Origin of the sequence: Litorivita pollutaquae (genome assembly GCF_003205515.1) — a bacterium.
In the GTDB taxonomy this organism is placed as follows: Bacteria; Pseudomonadota; Alphaproteobacteria; order Rhodobacterales; family Rhodobacteraceae; genus Litorivita; species Litorivita pollutaquae.
Window position 1 is genome coordinate 219,634 of sequence record NZ_KZ826482.1, and the last position, 18,130, is coordinate 237,763.

Annotated in this window: 18 protein-coding genes; 13 read left to right on the forward strand and 5 right to left on the reverse strand. The window is 58.5% G+C overall.

What is annotated here, in order from left to right:
• Nucleotides 1-201: 201 nt before the first annotated feature.
• The 4 genes from DI396_RS04955 (at nucleotide 202) to DI396_RS04970 (ending at nucleotide 3,835) form a co-directional block, all read left to right on the forward strand.
• The gene (locus tag DI396_RS04955; protein WP_110795373.1) at nucleotides 202-1,446 is read left to right on the forward strand and encodes a bifunctional 2-C-methyl-D-erythritol 4-phosphate cytidylyltransferase/2-C-methyl-D-erythritol 2,4-cyclodiphosphate synthase; all 1,245 of its coding nucleotides are present in this window, start codon (nucleotides 202-204) and stop codon (nucleotides 1,444-1,446) included.
• 13 nt (nucleotides 1,447-1,459) lie between these two features.
• On the forward strand, nucleotides 1,460-1,981 hold the full coding sequence (locus DI396_RS04960; protein WP_110795078.1) for a phosphatidylglycerophosphatase A family protein: 522 nt from the start codon (nucleotides 1,460-1,462) through the stop codon (nucleotides 1,979-1,981).
• Nucleotides 1,978-2,469 carry a CinA family protein gene (locus DI396_RS04965; protein WP_110795079.1) on the forward strand — a complete coding sequence of 164 codons (492 nt, stop codon included), beginning with the start codon at nucleotides 1,978-1,980 and terminating at the stop codon, nucleotides 2,467-2,469. Before DI396_RS04960 ends, DI396_RS04965 begins: the two co-directional genes overlap by 4 nt.
• 187 nt (nucleotides 2,470-2,656) lie before the next feature.
• On the forward strand, nucleotides 2,657-3,835 hold the full coding sequence (locus tag DI396_RS04970; protein WP_110795080.1) for an ammonium transporter: 1,179 nt from the start codon (nucleotides 2,657-2,659) through the stop codon (nucleotides 3,833-3,835).
• Between the two features lie 105 nt (nucleotides 3,836-3,940).
• Here the strand turns inward: DI396_RS04970 and DI396_RS04975 are convergent, their stop codons facing one another.
• Nucleotides 3,941-4,399 carry a type II toxin-antitoxin system RatA family toxin gene (locus tag DI396_RS04975; protein WP_110795081.1) on the reverse strand — a complete coding sequence of 153 codons (459 nt, stop codon included), beginning with the start codon at nucleotides 4,397-4,399 and terminating at the stop codon, nucleotides 3,941-3,943.
• Nucleotides 4,400-4,470: 71 nt separating this feature from the next.
• On the opposite strand from DI396_RS04975, the gene hpt reads away from it, so the two are divergent.
• Both hpt and DI396_RS04985 read left to right on the forward strand, forming a co-directional pair.
• Entirely contained in the window at nucleotides 4,471-5,034 is a 564-nt protein-coding gene (gene hpt, locus DI396_RS04980; RefSeq protein WP_110795082.1) for a hypoxanthine phosphoribosyltransferase, read from the forward strand.
• A gap of 11 nt (nucleotides 5,035-5,045) precedes the next feature.
• Nucleotides 5,046-5,225 (forward strand): hypothetical protein, encoded by a 180-nt coding sequence (locus DI396_RS04985; RefSeq protein WP_110795083.1) that lies wholly within the window; start codon nucleotides 5,046-5,048, stop codon nucleotides 5,223-5,225.
• Between the two features lie 6 nt (nucleotides 5,226-5,231).
• Here the strand turns inward: DI396_RS04985 and lipA are convergent, their stop codons facing one another.
• Entirely contained in the window at nucleotides 5,232-6,191 is a 960-nt protein-coding gene (lipA, locus tag DI396_RS04990) for a lipoyl synthase (RefSeq protein WP_110795084.1), read from the reverse strand.
• Nucleotides 6,192-6,496: 305 nt separating this feature from the next.
• On the opposite strand from lipA, the gene DI396_RS04995 reads away from it, so the two are divergent.
• The gene (locus tag DI396_RS04995) at nucleotides 6,497-7,045 is read left to right on the forward strand and encodes a peroxiredoxin (RefSeq protein WP_110795085.1); all 549 of its coding nucleotides are present in this window, start codon (nucleotides 6,497-6,499) and stop codon (nucleotides 7,043-7,045) included.
• Nucleotides 7,046-7,152: 107 nt separating this feature from the next.
• Here DI396_RS04995 and DI396_RS05000 read toward each other — a convergent pair whose 3' ends face one another.
• Nucleotides 7,153-8,076 (reverse strand): LysR substrate-binding domain-containing protein, encoded by a 924-nt coding sequence (locus tag DI396_RS05000; protein WP_110795086.1) that lies wholly within the window; start codon nucleotides 8,074-8,076, stop codon nucleotides 7,153-7,155.
• Nucleotides 8,077-8,188: 112 nt separating this feature from the next.
• On the opposite strand from DI396_RS05000, the gene DI396_RS05005 reads away from it, so the two are divergent.
• Both DI396_RS05005 and DI396_RS05010 read left to right on the forward strand, forming a co-directional pair.
• On the forward strand, nucleotides 8,189-9,682 hold the full coding sequence (locus DI396_RS05005; protein ID WP_110795087.1) for a catalase: 1,494 nt from the start codon (nucleotides 8,189-8,191) through the stop codon (nucleotides 9,680-9,682).
• A 184-nt stretch (nucleotides 9,683-9,866) separates the two neighbouring features.
• Nucleotides 9,867-10,598, forward strand: coding sequence for a VIT1/CCC1 transporter family protein (locus DI396_RS05010; RefSeq protein WP_110795088.1), 732 nt, complete (start codon nucleotides 9,867-9,869; stop codon nucleotides 10,596-10,598).
• Here the strand turns inward: DI396_RS05010 and DI396_RS05015 are convergent.
• Nucleotides 10,595-11,728 carry a DUF6456 domain-containing protein gene (locus tag DI396_RS05015; protein WP_235851747.1) on the reverse strand — a complete coding sequence of 378 codons (1,134 nt, stop codon included), beginning with the start codon at nucleotides 11,726-11,728 and terminating at the stop codon, nucleotides 10,595-10,597. The two genes, DI396_RS05010 and DI396_RS05015, sit on opposite strands and share 4 nt — an antisense overlap.
• A gap of 258 nt (nucleotides 11,729-11,986) precedes the next feature.
• Between DI396_RS05015 and DI396_RS05020 the strand changes: the two genes are divergently transcribed.
• A complete protein-coding gene (locus DI396_RS05020; RefSeq protein ID WP_110795089.1) occupies nucleotides 11,987-12,274 on the forward strand; it encodes a DUF6477 family protein in 288 nt (95 codons plus the stop codon).
• A gap of 355 nt (nucleotides 12,275-12,629) precedes the next feature.
• On the opposite strand, the gene DI396_RS05025 is transcribed toward DI396_RS05020, so the two are convergent.
• Nucleotides 12,630-14,177: a trimethylamine methyltransferase family protein gene (locus tag DI396_RS05025; protein WP_110795375.1), complete on the reverse strand. Its 1,548-nt coding sequence runs from the start codon at nucleotides 14,175-14,177 to the stop codon at nucleotides 12,630-12,632.
• 196 nt (nucleotides 14,178-14,373) lie between these two features.
• On the opposite strand from DI396_RS05025, the gene guaA reads away from it, so the two are divergent.
• From guaA to DI396_RS05040, 3 genes are all read left to right on the forward strand, one after another.
• Nucleotides 14,374-15,936, forward strand: a complete 1,563-nt coding sequence (gene guaA, locus DI396_RS05030; protein ID WP_110795376.1) for a glutamine-hydrolyzing GMP synthase — start codon at nucleotides 14,374-14,376, stop codon at nucleotides 15,934-15,936.
• 149 nt (nucleotides 15,937-16,085) lie between these two features.
• On the forward strand, nucleotides 16,086-17,006 hold the full coding sequence (locus tag DI396_RS05035; protein WP_110795090.1) for a DMT family transporter: 921 nt from the start codon (nucleotides 16,086-16,088) through the stop codon (nucleotides 17,004-17,006).
• Between the two features lie 117 nt (nucleotides 17,007-17,123).
• Nucleotides 17,124-18,077: a DMT family transporter gene (locus DI396_RS05040; protein WP_110795377.1), complete on the forward strand. Its 954-nt coding sequence runs from the start codon at nucleotides 17,124-17,126 to the stop codon at nucleotides 18,075-18,077.
• Nucleotides 18,078-18,130: the final 53 nt, after the last annotated feature.

Here is an 18,130-nt window from a genome sequence, read left to right on the forward strand (position 1 = left end):
GTGCATTTTCAGTCATTGTTCTTCTTTGCGTACCCCAAGGACCAGAGCGCGACAATGGCATAGGCGCTGAATTTTGCTACACATTGCGGCATGTGATTAAAATTTAAGCGCACAGCTGCCGCAGCGGTGAAGATTGCCCTTTGCCGCGCTTCGCCCTATGCAGGAGCGGAGATATTTCAGGTTCAAATCCCACCGATGCCGATGACACCCTCCCCGATCACTCCCCCTGCAATCCGCCCGCGCCGCGCGGCGCTGATCGTTGCTGCAGGTCGCGGCAGACGCGCCGGCGGCAATGAGCCAAAACAATGGCAACCGCTGGCCGGGGCGCGGGTCGTGGATTGGACATTGGCCCGTTTCGCCGCCCATTCTGGCATTGATATGATTCAACTGGTGCTGCACCCCGATGATATTGCGCAGATCGCACCACGGGACGGCCTGCGCATTTGCACCGGCGGAGCCAGTCGCATGGCCTCTGTGCGTCTCGGGCTTGAGGCTTTGGCCGCCCTGCCCGCCGCGCAGCGACCGGCGCAGGTCCTGATCCATGATGTCGCCCGCCCCTGCGTCAGCGATGCGGTGATCGATGCGGTGATTGCGGCGCTCGCGGACCATCCCGCCGCCGCCCCCGCTCTTGCTGTCACCGATGCGCTTTGGCGCGGCGAACACAACCACGTCAGCGGCACGCAGGACCGGAACGGCCTTTTTCGGGCACAGACCCCGCAAGGGTTTGATTTCGACGCGATCCTCGCCGCGCATCAGCAGGGCGGCGATCAAGCCGCCGATGATGTGCAAGTCGCCCGCGCCGCAGGCTTGCCAGTGACCATCACCATGGGCGACGAGGACAATATCAAAATCACCCATCCCGCCGATTTCGCCCGTGTCGAAGCAATTTTAACCCGCACCACCGCCCCGGTGCCAAACACCCCGCATCCCAAAACCACCAGAGGAGCCGCCATGACCGCCCGCCCTTTTGATATCCGTCTTGGCAATGGCTATGACGTGCACCGGTTTACCGATGGCGATCATGTGATTCTTTGCGGTGTGACCATCCCGCATGAGCGCGCGCTTTTGGGCCATTCCGACGCCGATGTTGGTATGCATGCCGTCACCGATGCGATTTACGGGGCGCTTGCAATTGGAGATATTGGTCGGCATTTCCCGCCCTCGGATCCGCAATGGAAAGGCGCCGCAAGCGAGATCTTCCTGGCCCACGCTGGAAAGCTGGCGCGTGAAAACGGGTTCGAGATCAGCAACATAGACTGCACTCTTATATGCGAGCGCCCGAAAATCGGGCCCCACGCCACAGCCATGCAAACTGAATTGGCGCGGATTTTGCAAATCGACGCTGCGCGCATATCCGTCAAAGCCACCACCTCCGAACGGCTCGGCTTCACCGGCCGCGAGGAAGGCATCGCCTCCATCGCCACAGCCACTTTGATCAATCAGTAAAGCGAGAGCCCCCATGACGACCCACCGCGCCCCGCATTCGACACCTTTGACGCACCTCATCGCCACCTGTTTTCATGTCGGCCATTTGCGCCCTGCGCCCGGCACATGGGGGTCACTGGCCGCACTGCCGATGGCATGGGGCATCCACCAGATCGCCGGCTTCTCGGGGCTGGTCGCGGCAACGACCCTCGTGTTTGCATTGGGTTGGTGGGCGACGGCGCGTGAGACCCGCGAGGCCGCGGATCATGACCCGTCAGAGATCGTCATTGACGAAGTGGTCGGACAATGGATTGCGCTTTTTACCATTTCCTATGGCGCCGAATTTGCCGGGGTAGATATTCTTAAGCTCTATCCCGGTTGGATCGCGGGGTTCTTGCTGTTCCGGCTGTTCGACATCACCAAATGGGGTTGGGTGGGACGCGCCGACCGGCGCGGCGATGCGCTCGGTGTTATGCTGGACGATGTCATCGCGGGCCTCTTTGCGGCCGCTGTCACTGCGGCCCTCGCCGCCATCGCCCATGGGGTATTGCTATGATTGCAGAAGAGCTTGCCAACCGTCTTTTGGAGGCCGCCAAAGCCCGCGGCGCAATGGTCACCACCGCCGAAAGCTGCACCGGCGGGATGTTGGGCGCGGCGATCACCGATATTGCCGGGTCCTCGGCGGTGTTTGAGCGCGGCTTCCTGACCTATACCAATGCCGCCAAAGAAGAGATGCTCGGCGTCTCCGCCGCGACGCTCAGCGCCCATGGCGCGGTCTCTGAAGAGGTGGCGCGCGAAATGGCAGCAGGCGCGCTGGCGCGCTCTCATGCCGATTTGGCCGTGGCAATCACCGGCATTGCCGGTCCGGGCGGCAGCGACAACAAACCCGAAGGGCGGGTATGCTTCGGTCTTGCGCAAGCCAACGCCCCCCTTCATGCAGAAACCACCGACTTTGGCCCACTGGGCCGCAGTGCAGTGCGGCAGTTTTCGGTGCAAAACGCACTGATGCTGTTGATCGAGGCTCTGGAAACGCCGCGCGCGTAAACCGGTGCGGCACAATATTCCCATTTCGCCCATTATTCGCGCAAACACCTACATTCACCGCACATAAATGCGGCAATTTGCAATTTGCTCAATATAATAGCGCAAACAAAGCCTCTCGCCCCTTTTCGCATCAATGCAAAGACGCTTTCAGCCCCGAAACTGACAACAGATCTTTCGGAGGGGACAGATGAACGCCGCAGATACCGCGTGGATTATCACCGCGACAGCCTTGGTGCTGTTTATGACATTGCCGGGGCTTGCCCTGTTTTATGGCGGGCTGGTGCGCGCCCGTAATGTGCTCAGCGTTTTCATGCATTGCTATGCGATTGCATGTTTGATGAGCGTGCTTTGGTTCGCTTTTGGCTACTCCATCGCCTTTGGTGACGGTAATGCCTATTGGGGCGGCCTTGGTAAAATGTTCCTTGACGGGATCGACGCCGACACGCTGTCCGGCAATTTGCCCGAAGTGCTGTTCTTTGCCTTCCAGATGACCTTTGCGATCATCACCCCCGCGCTGATTGTCGGGGCTTATGTGGAACGCATCGGTTTTGGCTTTGTACTACTGTTTTCCGGCCTTTGGATGTTGCTGTGCTATGCGCCGGTGACCCATTGGATTTGGGGCGGCGGTTTCTTGTCCGATGGCGGTATTTTCGGAGAGACCGGCGTCAAGGATTTCGCGGGTGGTATTGTCGTGCATGAAACCGCAGGTTTGGCCGCTCTTCTGATCGCCGTCTTCCTTGGCCCGCGCCGCGATCATAGCAAACCGCCCCATTCGCCCGGTTTCGTCATGATCGGCGCGGCGATGCTTTGGGTGGGCTGGTTCGGCTTTAACGGCGGCTCGCAATTGGCCGCAGACGGCGGCGCCGCCATGGCGATCACCGTCACGCATATTTCGGCGGCGATGGCGTCGCTGACGTGGGCGCTGTGGGAAAAGATCAAATTCGGCAAAGCATCCCTTGTCGGCATCGTGACCGGCACGATTGCCGGCCTTGCCTCGATCACCCCCGCATCCGGATTTGTCGGCCCCGTTGAGGCGATGATCATCGGCGCGATTGCCGGTATTGGCTGCCAAGAGGCGGTGAACCTGATCCGCAACACGCTCAAGATCGATGATACGCTTGACGTGTTTGCCGTACACGGCGTCGGCGGGATTTTCGGCACCATCATGATCGCGGCCTTCGGTGCGGGGTCTTGGGCAGCACAGCTCGGGTCGCTGGCCATCGTTGGCGTTTTCACCTGTGTGGTGACGGTCGTCTTGATCAAAATCGTCGGGTGGATCACCCCGTTGCGTGTCGATGCGGAAACCGAAACCGGCGGGCTTGATTTGATCGTCCACGGTGAACGCGCTTACGATCACGCCTCATAGGCTATGGAATGCACAAAACAAAAGGCCCTCGCAGAAATGCGGGGGCCTTTTGTCGTCGGATTATCGTTTAAAGAGCCGGCTGCGCCTAAACCGCATGACGCGCAATCATGCCGATCCGTAAAGCGCTGCGGCGCGGCGTTCAAACGCCCGCACAATGCGCTGCATTGCCTCATTGAAAACCACACCAATAATGCCCTGTAAGATCGCGTTTTTAAACTCAAAATCAACAAAGAACGTCACATCGCAACCGCCATCCGCATCCGCAAAAGCCCAGTTGGATTTCATATATTTGAACGGCCCGTCAAGATATTCGGTATCCACCTTCATCTGATCGGGAAACAGGGTCACACGGCTGCCGAACTTCTCGCGGAAGACCTTGAAGGAAATCACCAAATCCGCCTCCATCACCTCGGCATTCTCTACGCCCTCTAGCGGCGTGATTGACCGGATGCGCGCGGCGGAGCACCAGGGTAAGAACTGCGGGTAGGCGGCAACATCCGCAACCAGATCATACATCTGTGCGGCAGTATACGGCAGGTGGCGGGTTTCGGAATGCGTCGGCATAATCTCTTGGTTTTTTCGTGACTTGTGCCCCCCATGTCGTAGAGTAGGCAGGGAAAATCAAGGGGGAATAGATGCCAACGCGACCCTATGTCATAGATCAGATGATCACAGCCAAAGCGATTGCCGCCCGAATTGAGGCGCTTTGCCGCGAAATAGAGGCCGAATTTTCGGACACGAAAAAACTCGTCGTCGTCGGATTGCTGCGCGGCTCTTTCGTGTTCATTGCCGATCTGGTCCGCGAACTGGATCTGCCGGTCGAAGTTGATTTCCTGGAAGCGTCGTCTTATGGAAACGAGATGAAAACCAGCAGAGAAGTCCGCATTCTCAAAGACTTGCGCGGCGAAATTGCCAACCGTGATGTTCTGGTCGTCGAGGATATAATCGACACCGGCCACACCATGACCCATGTCACCCACCTGCTCGAAAGCCGCCATCCTGCACGGCTCAAGACCATCGCGCTACTGGACAAACCCAGCCGCCGCGAGGTCGAGTTTCGCGCCGATTGGACCGGCTTTGAAATCCCCGATGAATTTGTCGTCGGCTACGGCATCGATTTTGCACAACGCAATCGCAACCTTCCCTTTATCGGCAAGGTGCGATTCACAGATGAAGATAGCCCCGCAACACACGAATAAGGCAGATAATTATGAACCCACGCCATCTTCTTCGCATGGCTAAATGGGCCCGAAAACCGCCCTCGATGCGTCAGGTGAAAATCGGTGTGTCGATCTTGTTGATATGTATGATGATCTTTGCGGTGGAGTATTTCATCGGTTGGCCGGACGCGCTCACCATGGAGCGCGTGCCAAAATACAAACCCGATTAGGCGCGATCACGCCTTGCCTAACTTTGCAAACCGCGCGTCCCGCAGTTTTGCAAAGTCGTCGCCGGCGTGATAGCTCGACCGCGTCAACGGCGAGGCGGACACCATCAAAAAGCCTTTGCCATAGGCAGCTTTTTCATAGGCCGCGAATTCATCCGGATGCACGAAGCGGTCCACCGCGTGGTGTTTTGGTGTCGGCTGCAAATATTGGCCGATGGTCAAGAAATCGATATCCGCCGCGCGCATATCCTCCATCACCTGCACCACGGCCTGACGGTCTTCTCCGAGGCCAACCATGATGCCGGATTTGGTGAACATCGTCGGATCCAGTTCCTTGACCCGCTGCAACACACGCAACGAATGGAAATAGCGCGCACCGGGGCGCACTTCGGGGTAGAGCCCCGGCACCGTTTCCAAATTGTGGTTGAACACATCGGGGCGCGCCTCGACCACGATCTCCACGGCTTCGGGACCACAGCGGATAAAATCCGGCGTCAAAACCTCGATCGTGGTTTTGGGGCTGCGGTGACGGATGGCGCGGATGGTTTGCGCAAAATGCTCGGCGCCGCCGTCGGCGATATCGTCGCGGTCCACCGAGGTCACAACCACATGATTGAGGCCCAATTTGGCCACCGCATCGGCCACACGGCCCGGTTCAAAGGCATCGAGGTCTTCGGGCGGCTTGCCGGTCGCGATGTTGCAAAAGGTGCAAGCGCGGGTGCAAACCTCGCCCATGATCATCATGGTGGCGTGGCCTTGGGACCAACATTCACCGGCATTCGGGCATCCCGCCTCTTCGCAGACGGTGACCAATTTATGCTCGCGCATGATGTCACGGGTCTGTTTATACCCTTCGGATGTCGGCGCTTTGACGCGAATCCAATCGGGTTTGCGCGGCTGTGGATTGTCGGGACGACGCGCCTTTTCAGGGTGGCGCTGCTCGGGGATTTTCAGATCACGCGGCGACATGGCTGCTCCTTACTGTTGTCTCCATATACGCCCGTCAAAGTAGGCTGTCCAATGCTCAGCGCGCCAAAACGCGCATATCCGCCTTGCCCAAGCACCGCCAAATCCCGTGGGGGGCTTTGTATATCGCTTATTTTGCACGCAATCCGCCGCCGATGGCACCGTCCCCGCGCCCTGCCCGCAGCCGGCTTCGCTCTCGCAGCATTATTTGCCGCAGGCGCATTGAAACCCTGATTAGAATCGCTCTAAACACAGATCGAACCTTTTGGCCTGCCGCTCGCGCGGGCACTTATTACAGGAGCACAATTATGATTGCCGGAGCAAAACTTCCCAATGTGACCTTCCACACACGCGTGCGTGACGACTCCATCGGTGGGTCCAACCCGTTTCGTTGGCAGGACATGACCACAGAGGATTATTTCGCCGGCAAACGCGTGGTCCTCTTTTCGCTTCCCGGCGCTTTCACGCCGACCTGCTCGACCTATCAACTCCCTGGTTTCGAAGACAATTTTGAAAAGTTTCAGGAAATGGGCATCGACGCGATCTATTGCATGTCGGTCAACGACAGCTTTGTGATGAACAAATGGGCCGAGAGCCAGGGTATCAAAAACGTCAAAGTCATCCCGGACGGATCGGGTGAATTCACCCGCCGTGCGGGGATGTTGGTGCGCAAGGACAATCTCGGCTTTGGCCTGCGCTCGTGGCGCTATGCCGCCGTGGTCAACAATGGCGTGGTCGAAGCATGGTTCGAAGAGCCGGGCCTGTGTGACAACCACGGCGAGGATCCCTATGGTGAAAGCTCCCCTGAGAACGTGATGAAATACCTCGAAACGGCGGCTTCCGTCGCCGCCCAATAGGTAGGCAGACGGTGCAGACCGAACGGTCCAATCCCAAAATAGTGCAAACACCCGTGCCCCTTATCCGGCGCGGGTGTTTTTCATTGATCGCGTAAAATTGATCCGGATCACACCGCCGCACGGCAGGTGGCGGTCAATCCGGCCCCCACTTGCGCCAGCAAGCTCGCCAGATTCTCGAACCAATCGCTCGCCCCGCTGCCATGACGACGCAGCAGGGCAATCTGCCGCGCCGGTTCGGGTGCCGCAAACCGGATCAACCGCATCTGCGGTGCCGACAGTTGTTCCGATAGCGCCGCGATTTCCGGCATTAAGGTCAATCCGAACCCCGCCTCGACCAAACGCGCCAATGTCGCCAAAGAAGAAGCGCCGGTGTTGATCTGCCCCGCCGCGTGCCCGCAGACCTCGAGCGCCTGATCGGTCAGGCAATGGCCATCTTCAAGCAACATCAATTGTGTCGGCTCCAACGCACGCGGGCGCAAGGATTCTGCCTGCGCTCCCAATGCGGCCAAGCGCGCCTCGGACCCTGCCAATAAAAACCGATCTTCGAACAAGGGCACCGCTTCAAGCCCCTCGGCCGCGATCGGCATCGCCATCACCGCTGCGTCCAATGTGCCGTCTAACAACTGCGCCACCAACCGTTCGGTTTTGCCTTCGATAACTTTCACATCCAAAGACAGGTCATGCGCCCGCATCTGTGCCAAGGCTTGGGGCAAAAGATAGGGCGCCACGGTGGGGATCACGCCGAACCGCAACTCCCCCGACAATCCGCCACGCCAACGGGCCATTTGGACCAATCGGTCCACCTCGAACAACGCTCTTTCTGCTTGGGCCAAGGCTTGTCGTCCGAAAGGCGTCAGCACCACATCGCGGGCGTGCCGCTCGACCAAAGGTGCACCCAATGTCGCCTCCAGCTCGCGAATCTGCACCGATAAGGCCGGTTGCGAGATATGCACCATTTGTGCGGCGCGACCGAAATGGCGCGCGGCGGCCAGGGCTTTGAAATAGGTCAATTGGCGCAGGGTGATATTCATAACTTATTCCTATCAATGGAAGAGGAATATGCAATTGGAAATTATTGCTCCAATCCTGCCTTATACAGCCAAGCATCATGCTCAGCCACATATCCTATGGAGGACGCCAGATATGACACACCGCCTGACAACCACCGCCGGCGCACCGGTCACCAGCAACGCCAACAGCCAAACCGCTGGGGAACGCGGTCCGGTTCTGCTGCAAGATTATCAATTGCTCGAAAAACTGGCCCATCAAAACCGCGAACGTATTCCAGAACGTGTGGTCCATGCCAAAGGTTGGGGGCTTGAGGGCAAATTCACCGTCACCCATGACATCACACAATACACCTGTGCCAAAGTCTTCAAACCCGGTACCACCACCGATGTTTTGTCCCGTTGGTCCACTGTGGCGGGCGAGCAAGGCGCCGCAGATGCCGAACGCGACGTGCGCGGATTTAGCCTTAAATTCTATACCGAGGATGGCAATTGGGACGTCGTAGGCAACAACACTCCGGTATTTTTCCTGCGCGACGCGATGAAATTCCCCGACTTTATCCGCACCCAAAAACGCCACCCGAAAACCAATCTGCGCAGCCCCGAAGCGATGTTTGATTTTTGGGCCGCACAACCCGAATGCGTCCATCAGGTCACGATCCTGATGTCGGATCGGGGCATTCCGGTGAACCCGATGCGGATGAACGGTTATGGCAGCCACACCTATAGCCTTTGGAATGAAAAGGGCGAACGCTATTGGGTGAAATTCCATTTCAAAACCCAACAAGGCCACGCCCATTACACCAATGCCGAAGCCGAGACTTTGATTGGCAAGACCCGCGAGAGCTATCAAGAGGATCTTGTAAATGCGATTGGTGGCGGCGACTTCCCCAAGTGGACGCTCTATATCCAAGTGATGCCCGAAGCCGATGCCGGCAAACAGGCCTATAACCCCTTCGATTTGACCAAAGTATGGCCGCATGGCGATTACCCGTTGATCGAAGTCGGCGAATTGGAGATGAACAAAGTCCCCGAAAACTATTTCCAGATGGTCGAAAACGCTGCGTTTAGCCCGTCCAACGTGGTTCCGGGAATCGGGTTCAGCCCCGACAAAATGTTGCAGGGCCGTATTTTCTCTTACGCCGATGCGCACCGCTATCGGTTGGGCACCCATTATGAGGCCCTGCCCGCGAATGCCCCGAAAGCAGCCACGATGCAGCACTATCACAAAGATGGCTCCATGCGATTTTTCACCAATGATTTTGGCAATCCCGATGCCTATTACGAACCGAACCAATTCGACGGGCCGACCGCGCAGCCGGAGTTCGTGGAACCGCCGCTGCGGATTGACGGTGATGCAGACAGGTATGCGGTTGAGGATAACGAGGCCGATTACGTTCAGCCGCGCGCCTTGTTCAACATGTTCGACGCGGAGCAAAAACAACGGCTGTTCAATAACTACGCGGCGGCCATGGGCCCGTGCTCTGACGGTGTGAAAGAACGCTGGTATGCGGTGTTGGAACGCGTGCATCCAGACTATGCCGCCGGTGTTCGCGCCGCCAATGAAGCACAAAACAGCGACGTCAATGCGGTGCCGGTGACCAACGAATCGCCGGTCCCCAAAGGCTAGACGTCCATAGGATCGACTGGGACCATTCGGTCCAACACAAAACGAAGGCCGCGGCGGCATCCTGCCCTGCGGCCTTTACCTATTGAAACGGTTATAAAGTGCAGTTGCGAGTCGCTCTCGGTTGCGCCTCGGCCCCCATCGCTTAAGACTTGCCTCCATCGCCCGACACAGCCAAGGAGCCGACATGACATTTGATTGGACCGCACATCGCCGCGAAGCGCATGCACTTGGCCGCACACAGGAATTTCTCAAACAGATCATCTATGGCGGTAATGACGGCATCGTCACGACTTTTGCCATCGTTGCCGGATTCGCCGGGGCGGCGGCCGATGGCGCCGGGCAAATCGGCGCTGTGGCGGTTTTGGTCTTCGGGCTTGCCAATCTTTTTGCTGATGCGGTGTCGATGGGACTTGGCGAATTCCTATCCACCCGATCGCAACATGATCTTTACCGCGCCCGGCGTAACAGCGAATTGCACGAAATCGAGGTAAACCCTGCCCAAGAGCGCTATGAAATGGTTCATATCCTACGGCAACGCGGCCTGCCCGACGAAGAGGCGGAAGCCACAGCGGACATCATGTTACGCCATCCGGACATGATGGCCGATTTGATGATGACCTATGAATTCGGCATGCATGATCCAGCCGAGGAAAACCCCGCGATCAATGGCTTTGTTACATTTTGCAGCTTCGTGGTTTTTGGATCCGTGCCGCTTATGCCCTATTTCCTGACGGAGCCGACCCCTGCCACCTTCATCCACTCGGTGATGACGACAGCAGGGGCATTGGTTGCGCTCGGGCTATTGCGGTGGAATGCCACGGGGGAGCCTTTGCATCGCTCTGTAGGTGAAACCGTCTTGGTCGGGACGGTATGCGCCGTGGTGGCTTACGGTGTTGGAATGTTGGTCGGCGGTTAACCGATCATTGCGCCCGCGTCTCCCAGATCATCATAGTGCCGCTTGAGCCGTTGCAACGCGATGCGCAACACGATCTTGCCAGACCGCGCGGACCATCCCATGCGTTTCTCGGCAGCCTCAAGCCCCTCGAGATAACAACAGCAGCGCAGCGCCACATCGCCAAGCCCCGGACCGAGGTCTTTGAGCGCGCCCATCACCCGCGCTTTGGCGGCGTCCGATCCGGCGCTGCCCCCGCTTGGACCAGGCGATCCCTGCACGCCGCCAGTCAAGAACCGCTCCCAATCCTGCGTTACCCGCGTTCCCATTTGAGCCAATTCAAAATCTTCGCGCAAACGCTCACCTGCACGCACCAAGCTGTCCTCCAAGAATGGAGAGCCATCCTTGTCGCGACGGCGCGCCAGAGCAACCAGAGGACTCTCCCCCAGATTGTATCGCACACGGCGCGGTTTGCCATCATCTTCCGGCATGTCTTCGCGTGTTTCACCCCAAGGCATTTGCGTGCCTTCAAAGGGGGTTTGCGCCTCGGCAAAACCAGTCGCGGCATTTTCGGCGCTGGCGATCAGATGGTTGAGCGCATTACGCCCCGCCGCCGTGATATGATAGCGTGAAATCCGCCCGGGTGCCTTGCAGACAATCCAGTCTTTGAGCGCCATCGCACGTGCAACATTGCGATCCACCACCGCCGTGCGCGTGGTGCGCCCGTCTTCGGTGTCGCGCACGACCACAGCTTTATCCATTTCAGCGGCAACCGCTAAAACGGCGCCGTTTTCGCACAAGCGCCGCAGGATTCGCCGGCCATCACAGGCCAGCACTTCCTCGCTCGGTGCGGTCTCGTCGCAGATCCCGTTTTCCTTCATAGCAGCGGTTTCCTTTCCATCAAAACCGGGGTTTGAGGGAAAATGAATACGGCCGAGAGAACGTAAGGCTTCGTCCACCAACAGATCGTCGCGCAGGTTTTCAAACCGCCGAATCTGTCTTAGTACGGTTGAGGCATGGCACCCTTCGGCACGCGCCAGAGCACGGATCGAAAGACCCGCTTCAGTATGTTTTAGGTAGCGTTTCGCCGCCTGTGGCACCCAAGTCGGCATCCGCGCCGATCTGTGTTTGGTGGACGCTGTCGTCTCCAGCATAATTCATCCCCTATTATTCTGGAAAATAGTGGCCTGCGGGCTGCCCCCAGCTTTCTACACAACCTAAAGCTTAATTGGTTACCCGTAGGTTAATATTTTCGCAATCTTCATCATGGTTGATAAAAGATAAATAAATTCAAAGGCTACGTACGGTCTACCCGCCTCCGCGCAACACCCGCTTAAGTTGTGCAAGAGTTTTTTCATCATGTCGCATAATTGACGCATAAGACGTCCGCGACCCTAAGAATGGGAAGACCAATGCAAGATATCCTCGGTATGCTCACCACTCTCCGCCGCCCTCGTCTTTTGATCCGTGCCGCGCGCATCGGAATGGAGGATTACCGCCGCGATCACCACCTGCGCCGCCTGCTTGGGCACGGTGCGCTGCCGCGCAGCGGCGCCGCCCTGCTCCGGTTGATGGAGATGGAAGCCGATCTCAACGATCTGCGCCGCCAAAGCAACGCGTCCTATTCGGTGATCAATCACGTGGACCTGCTGATTGCGATGATGGCAGAGGCGCAAATCCTGCGGAATACTGCCGGATAAACACCGCCAGCCGATGATTGGCCTGTTTCAACACGGTACGGGGTGGCTTCTTCGCCGCCCCGAACCGTTTCTGCACGGGCCACCCGATACGGTCATAACACCAGCCAATGGCCGCCATCGCAGAACACAGCATCGGCGTCGCGCGGGGGGCTAACCGCCGCGACTATGATCGATATACCCAAAAAGAAACAACGCGCCGATATTCGATCGATATCGCAACGGCACAGATCGGCGGCTCCGAGCACAGGGGAAGCCACATTCATCATCCCGCTGGGACGCGGCGAAAGACCACTGGAGTGTGCCAAACCCAACAGCGCGCGAAACCATTAACGGCGGATTGGGGCGCCCCATCACATCACCCGAACGCATCCGGCATCGAGGCTTTTTTCTCGGCCACATAGGAGTCGAGCCGTGCCTTGATCTCCGGATCCAGCGGCGGCGGCGTATAGTCACCCAGCAGTTTTGCCACCCGCGCCGTGGCCAGGGACGCGGTATCGCGTGCGCCCTCATCGGACCATGTCTCGAACGGTTTGTAATCAAGCAAATCACTGCGCCAAAACGCCTCTTTGAAATTCGCCTGCGTATGGGCACAGCCAAGGTAATGCCCCCCCGGTCCGACCTCGCGCAGCGCATCGAGCGCCTGCGCATTCTCGTCCACTGCGACACCCTGTGCCATTTTATCCAGTGTCCCAAGCTGATCCGCATCCATCACAAATTTTTCGAAACTGGCCACCAAACCACCTTCGAGCCATCCGCAGGCGTGTAACATGAAATTCACCCCTCCGAGCAACCCCGCATTAAGCGTATTTGCCGTCTCGTAAGCCGCCTGCGCGTCGGGCAACTTCGATCCGCACAGCCCGCCACCGGACCGGTATGGCAATCCCAAACGTCGCGCCAATTGTCCCGCGCCATATAGGATTTGACTGGCCTCCGGTGTCCCGAAGGTGGGCGCGCCAGAATTCATATCGATCGAGGTCACAAAGGTGCCAAAAATCACCGGTGCCCCCGGGCGGATCAGCTGGCTATAGGCGATGCCCACCATGACTTCGGCCAAAACCTGCGTGAGCGTCGCGGTCACCGACACCGGCGCCATGGCCCCGCCCACAATAAAGGGAGAAATGATCGCCGCTTGGTTGTTCTTGGCATAGACTTCGAGCGCACCCATCATTGTTTCGTCGAAGGTCAACGGCGAATTGATATTGATCAGTGACGTCATCACCGTATTTTCTTGGACAAAGGCCTTACCGAAGAGAATCTCGCACATCTCGACACAATCCTGCGCCCGGCTGGGTTCGGTGACGGACCCCATGAACGGCTTATCCGAAAGTGTCATATGCGCCAGCAGCATATCCAAATGCCGCTTATTCACCGGCACATCCGTCGGCTCGCAGACCGTGCCCCCCGAATGGTGCAGATATTTCGACATATAGCCGAGTTTCACGAATTTCTGGAAATCCGCCATGGTCGCGTACCGCCGCCCGCCCTCAGCATCGCGCACAAAAGGCGGGCCATAGACGGGCGCCGTCACAAGGTTTGTCCCGCCGATCACCACGTTGCGGTCGGGATTTCGGGCATGCTGGGTAAACTGCGCTGGCGCAGTTTTACATAGATCGCGCACCATACCCTTTGGGAAACGCACCCGTTCGCCTTGCACATCGGCTCCGGCCTGGCGCCAGCGTTCCAAGGATTGCGGATTGCCAGTGAAATTCACCCCGATTTCCTCAAGAACGACTTCGGCATTGGATTCGATGATCGTCAATGCGGCCTCGTCCAACACCTCATAATTGGGGATCTTACGCTCGATATATTTAGCGCATTCAATCTGCACGGCGGAACGCGCCGCGCGCCGCGCCGCGCCGCCACCGCTTCTTGCCCGTCTGGTGGGTGCTGTTGCTTCGGCCATAGAGTGATTCTCCCCTTCCATGCGCAAACCTGCGATCATCTCGCCCTATTTAGCGCCAAAGCCCCAGTCCAAAGCTGCGGTTTTGCGCCCTATGCGAGGCGAAAGCGACATGAACGCGCGCGACCATCCTCGAAAACCGCTCATGAGGGGCCCACGCCCTCTTGCGCGCGCGCGCGCCGCGCCCTATTGCCAAGACATGATCCAGACATCCCATGACCGCCTTCTTATCATTGACTTCGGCTCTCAGGTGACCCAGCTGATCGCGCGGCGCCTGCGCGAGTTGAATGTCTATTGCGAAATCCACCCCTATCAGAACGTCACTGACGCGTTTCTGGCCGACTTTGCGCCGAAAGCCGTGATCTTCTCCGGCGGTCCAGCTTCGGTCATGACCGAAGCCTCTCCACGGCCGCCCGAGTGTATTTTTGACCTTGGCGTGCCCATCCTCGGCATTTGCTATGGGCAGCAAGTAATGATGCATATGCTCGGCGGCAAAGTCGAACGCGGCCATGGAACGGCCGAATTTGGCCGCGCCTATGTGACGCCCTCGGACGACCGCATTGATCTGCTCAGCGGTTGGTTCCTTGAAGGCCGCGAGCAAGTCTGGATGAGCCATGGCGATCATGTCTCTGCCATTGCGCCCGGTTTCGAAGTCTATGGCACCTCGCCCAATGCGCCCTTTGCGATCACCGCAGATACATCGCGAAATTTTTATGCGGTGCAATTCCACCCCGAAGTGCATCACACGCCGAACGGCGCAACGCTTTACGAAAACTTCGTGCGTCTCGCCGGGTTCACCGGCGATTGGACCATGGAAGCCTACCGTGAGCAGGCCATCGCAGCAATCCGCGAACAGGTTGGCGACAAGCAAGTCATCTGCGCCCTCTCCGGCGGTGTCGACAGCTCGGTCACCGCGATTTTGCTGCATGAGGCCATTGGCGATCAACTGACCTGTGTGTTTGTCGATCATGGGCTTTTGCGCCTCAATGAGGCCACCGAAGTCGTCAAAATGTTCAGAGAGAGCTATAATCTCAACCTGATCCATGCGGACGAAAGCGAACTGTTTCTGGGCAAGCTCGAGGGCGTCTCGGACCCCGAAACCAAACGCAAAATCATCGGCGGCCTTTTCATCGACGTGTTCCAGAAATACGCCAATGACATTGAGGGAGCCGAATTCCTCGCCCAAGGCACGCTCTACCCCGATGTGATTGAATCGGTCAGCTTTTCCGGCGGCCCGTCGGTGACGATCAAATCGCACCACAATGTTGGCGGACTGCCCGAAAAAATGGGCCTTAAGCTGGTCGAGCCTTTGCGCGAGCTTTTCAAAGACGAAGTGCGCGCGCTTGGCCACGAATTGGGCCTGCCCGCATCCTTCATCGGTCGGCACCCGTTCCCTGGTCCCGGCCTTGCGATCCGCTGCCCCGGCGAGATCACCCGCGAAAAACTGACGATCTTGCAGCAGGCCGATGCGGTCTACATCGACCAGATTCGCAAACACGGTCTCTATGATGAAATCTGGCAAGCCTTTGCCGCGATTTTGCCGATGCGCACGGTCGGCGTGATGGGCGACGGGCGCACCTATGACTATGCGCTTGCCCTGCGCGCGGTAACCTCTGTCGACGGGATGACGGCAGATTACTACCCCTTCACCCACGAGTTCTTGGGCGAAACCATGACCCGTATCATCAACGAGGTGGATGGCATCAACCGGGTGTTCTACGATGTAACATCAAAACCCCCCGGCACCATCGAACTCGAATAACCCATCCGCCGGATACAGCGTAATGCCCCGCCCGTTTGGGATCGGGGCATTTGCATGTTCGGCGCAAGGATGGCGCGCCCGCAGCTTGCCCTCCGTTGGGATTTTAGCTTAGCTGTCGCGCGTCGCACCATTTGCCGGACACTTTCACGATGACACATGCCGCAGCCATTCCGCACACCACGGGCCCGGAAATTTTGCGCGCGGCGCTTTGGACCTCCGGGGCGATTGCGGCCTTCTCGCTCATGGCAGTGGCCGGCCGCATATTGGGCAGCACCCACGACACCTTTGAAATCATGGCCTATCGCAGCCTCGTTGGGTTTCTCATCGTCTGTGCCATTCTCACCGCGCGCGGCATGTGGGGACAAATCACAACCCGCCGCCTTGGTCTGCACCTGATCCGCAATACGGCACATTTCACCGGTCAGAACCTATGGTTCTACGCCCTTGCCATCACCCCGCTGGCACAGGTTTTCGCCCTCGAATTCACCACGCCGCTTTGGGTTATCTTGTTGTCGCCCCTGTTCTTGGGAGAACGCTTCACGATCATCAAACTTGTCTGTGTGCTGCTCGGGCTTGTCGGCATTTGGGAGGTCACCCAAGTGGGAAATCCCTTCGCAACCGACAGCGCGTTTCAAGGCGGCGCCGGCCTCATCGCCGCCGCCATCTCCGCGATTTTCTTTGCCACGTCGATCATTACCACCAAGAAACTCACCACCATGGCCAGCGTGCCGTGTATCATGTTCTATCTTACCGGCATGCAAGCGCTGCTCGGTCTGGCCTGCGGCTTGGCCGATGGCACAATGGCCCTGCCCACGGCGCAAACCGCACCTTGGCTTATCCTCGTCGGCGCCGCCGGACTGTCGGCGCATTATTGCCTGACCAATGCGCTCAAAACCGCGCCTGCCACCATCGTCGCGCCACTGGATTTCATCCGCCTGCCGGTGATCGCCGTCCTGGGGCTGGTGTTGTTTGGCGAGCCGATCACCCCCTCTTTGATCTATGGCGCGGCGCTGATCTTCATCGCCAATTACATCAACATCTGGTTCGAGACCCACCGCAAGCCCGCCTGATTGCATGTGCTTTTGACCTATGGACGAATGGTTCCATAAAAACGGCTGACCGCTGCGGCCCGCAATTGCGCAACTTCCGGATTGCGTGTGACACGCCTGCGCACCAATACTATGGATATGACACACCCCGTCCCCACGCCCACCACCGCCCAGATCACCGCCTCGCCCCGCGCTTGGGCGGAGCTCATGTTGCTTGCTTTGATTTGGGGCGGATCGTTTTTGTGCAATGCCGTCGTGCTGCGCGAGGTCGGCTTTGCCACCGTTGTTGCCTTCCGTGTGAGCGGCGCGGCTTTGGTGCTTTGGGCCTATGTTCTGCTGCGCGGCCTGCGCGTCCCGATGGACCTGCGAATGTGGGGCGCATTTGCGGTGATGGGGCTTTTGAACAACGCCCTGCCCTTCACCTTAATCACCTTCGGCCAACAACATATTCCCTCCGGCCTAAGCGCAATCTTGAACAGCACGACCGCCGTCTTCGGCATTCTGATCGCCGCGATGGTTTTTGCCGACGAGCGCCTGACCGCGCGCAAGCTCATCGGGGTGAGCCTTGGATTTTGCGGCGCCGCGACCGCCATCGGCGTCAAGGCAATCCATGCCTTTGACATCACCTCGGTCGCGCAACTCGCGTTGATCGGCGCGGCCATCTGTTATGGGCTGTCGGGCGCTTGGGCGCGCGCGCGGCTCACCAACGTCAGCCCGCAAATCGCGACTGCGGGCATGTTGACCTGCTCCAGCGCAATGATGATCCCCTATGCGTTGTGGACCGAAGACCTGCCGCGCCTGACATACTCCGCCGCCACATGGGGCGCGATTGCCTATCTGGCCGTTCTGGCGACCGCAGGGGCATACCTGTTGTATTATCGCATTGCCGCATCGGCGGGGGTTGGCAACCTGCTTCTGGTCACGCTCTTGGTGGCACCGGTGGCCATTGCCCTTGGCGCGCTCGTTTTGGGCGAAAGCCTTGCCCCCAAAGCCTATGCGGGATTTGCCTTACTGGCCGCCGGTTTGGTGATCATCGACGGGCGCATTCCGCGCCGCCTGCGCGCTTGGCGCCACAAAGCCGTGCCGAAGTAATCGCCGCACATGCATTGGGTTTGACCCCCCTGTGTCCACGCGATAGCAACGCA

Coding starts and splice junctions, on each gene's coding strand:
- DI396_RS04955 (WP_110795373.1), top strand. CDS start 202: ATGACACCCTCCCCGATCACTCCCCCTGCAATCCGCCCGCGCCGCGCG.
- DI396_RS04960 (WP_110795078.1), top strand. CDS start 1,460: ATGACGACCCACCGCGCCCCGCATTCGACACCTTTGACGCACCTCATC.
- DI396_RS04965 (WP_110795079.1), top strand. CDS start 1,978: ATGATTGCAGAAGAGCTTGCCAACCGTCTTTTGGAGGCCGCCAAAGCC.
- DI396_RS04970 (WP_110795080.1), top strand. CDS start 2,657: ATGAACGCCGCAGATACCGCGTGGATTATCACCGCGACAGCCTTGGTG.
- DI396_RS04975 (WP_110795081.1), bottom strand. CDS start 4,399: ATGCCGACGCATTCCGAAACCCGCCACCTGCCGTATACTGCCGCACAG.
- hpt (WP_110795082.1), top strand. CDS start 4,471: ATGCCAACGCGACCCTATGTCATAGATCAGATGATCACAGCCAAAGCG.
- DI396_RS04985 (WP_110795083.1), top strand. CDS start 5,046: ATGAACCCACGCCATCTTCTTCGCATGGCTAAATGGGCCCGAAAACCG.
- lipA (WP_110795084.1), bottom strand. CDS start 6,191: ATGTCGCCGCGTGATCTGAAAATCCCCGAGCAGCGCCACCCTGAAAAG.
- DI396_RS04995 (WP_110795085.1), top strand. CDS start 6,497: ATGATTGCCGGAGCAAAACTTCCCAATGTGACCTTCCACACACGCGTG.
- DI396_RS05000 (WP_110795086.1), bottom strand. CDS start 8,076: ATGAATATCACCCTGCGCCAATTGACCTATTTCAAAGCCCTGGCCGCC.
- DI396_RS05005 (WP_110795087.1), top strand. CDS start 8,189: ATGACACACCGCCTGACAACCACCGCCGGCGCACCGGTCACCAGCAAC.
- DI396_RS05010 (WP_110795088.1), top strand. CDS start 9,867: ATGACATTTGATTGGACCGCACATCGCCGCGAAGCGCATGCACTTGGC.
- DI396_RS05015 (WP_235851747.1), bottom strand. CDS start 11,728: ATGCTGGAGACGACAGCGTCCACCAAACACAGATCGGCGCGGATGCCG.
- DI396_RS05020 (WP_110795089.1), top strand. CDS start 11,987: ATGCAAGATATCCTCGGTATGCTCACCACTCTCCGCCGCCCTCGTCTT.
- DI396_RS05025 (WP_110795375.1), bottom strand. CDS start 14,177: ATGGCCGAAGCAACAGCACCCACCAGACGGGCAAGAAGCGGTGGCGGC.
- guaA (WP_110795376.1), top strand. CDS start 14,374: ATGATCCAGACATCCCATGACCGCCTTCTTATCATTGACTTCGGCTCT.
- DI396_RS05035 (WP_110795090.1), top strand. CDS start 16,086: ATGACACATGCCGCAGCCATTCCGCACACCACGGGCCCGGAAATTTTG.
- DI396_RS05040 (WP_110795377.1), top strand. CDS start 17,124: ATGACACACCCCGTCCCCACGCCCACCACCGCCCAGATCACCGCCTCG.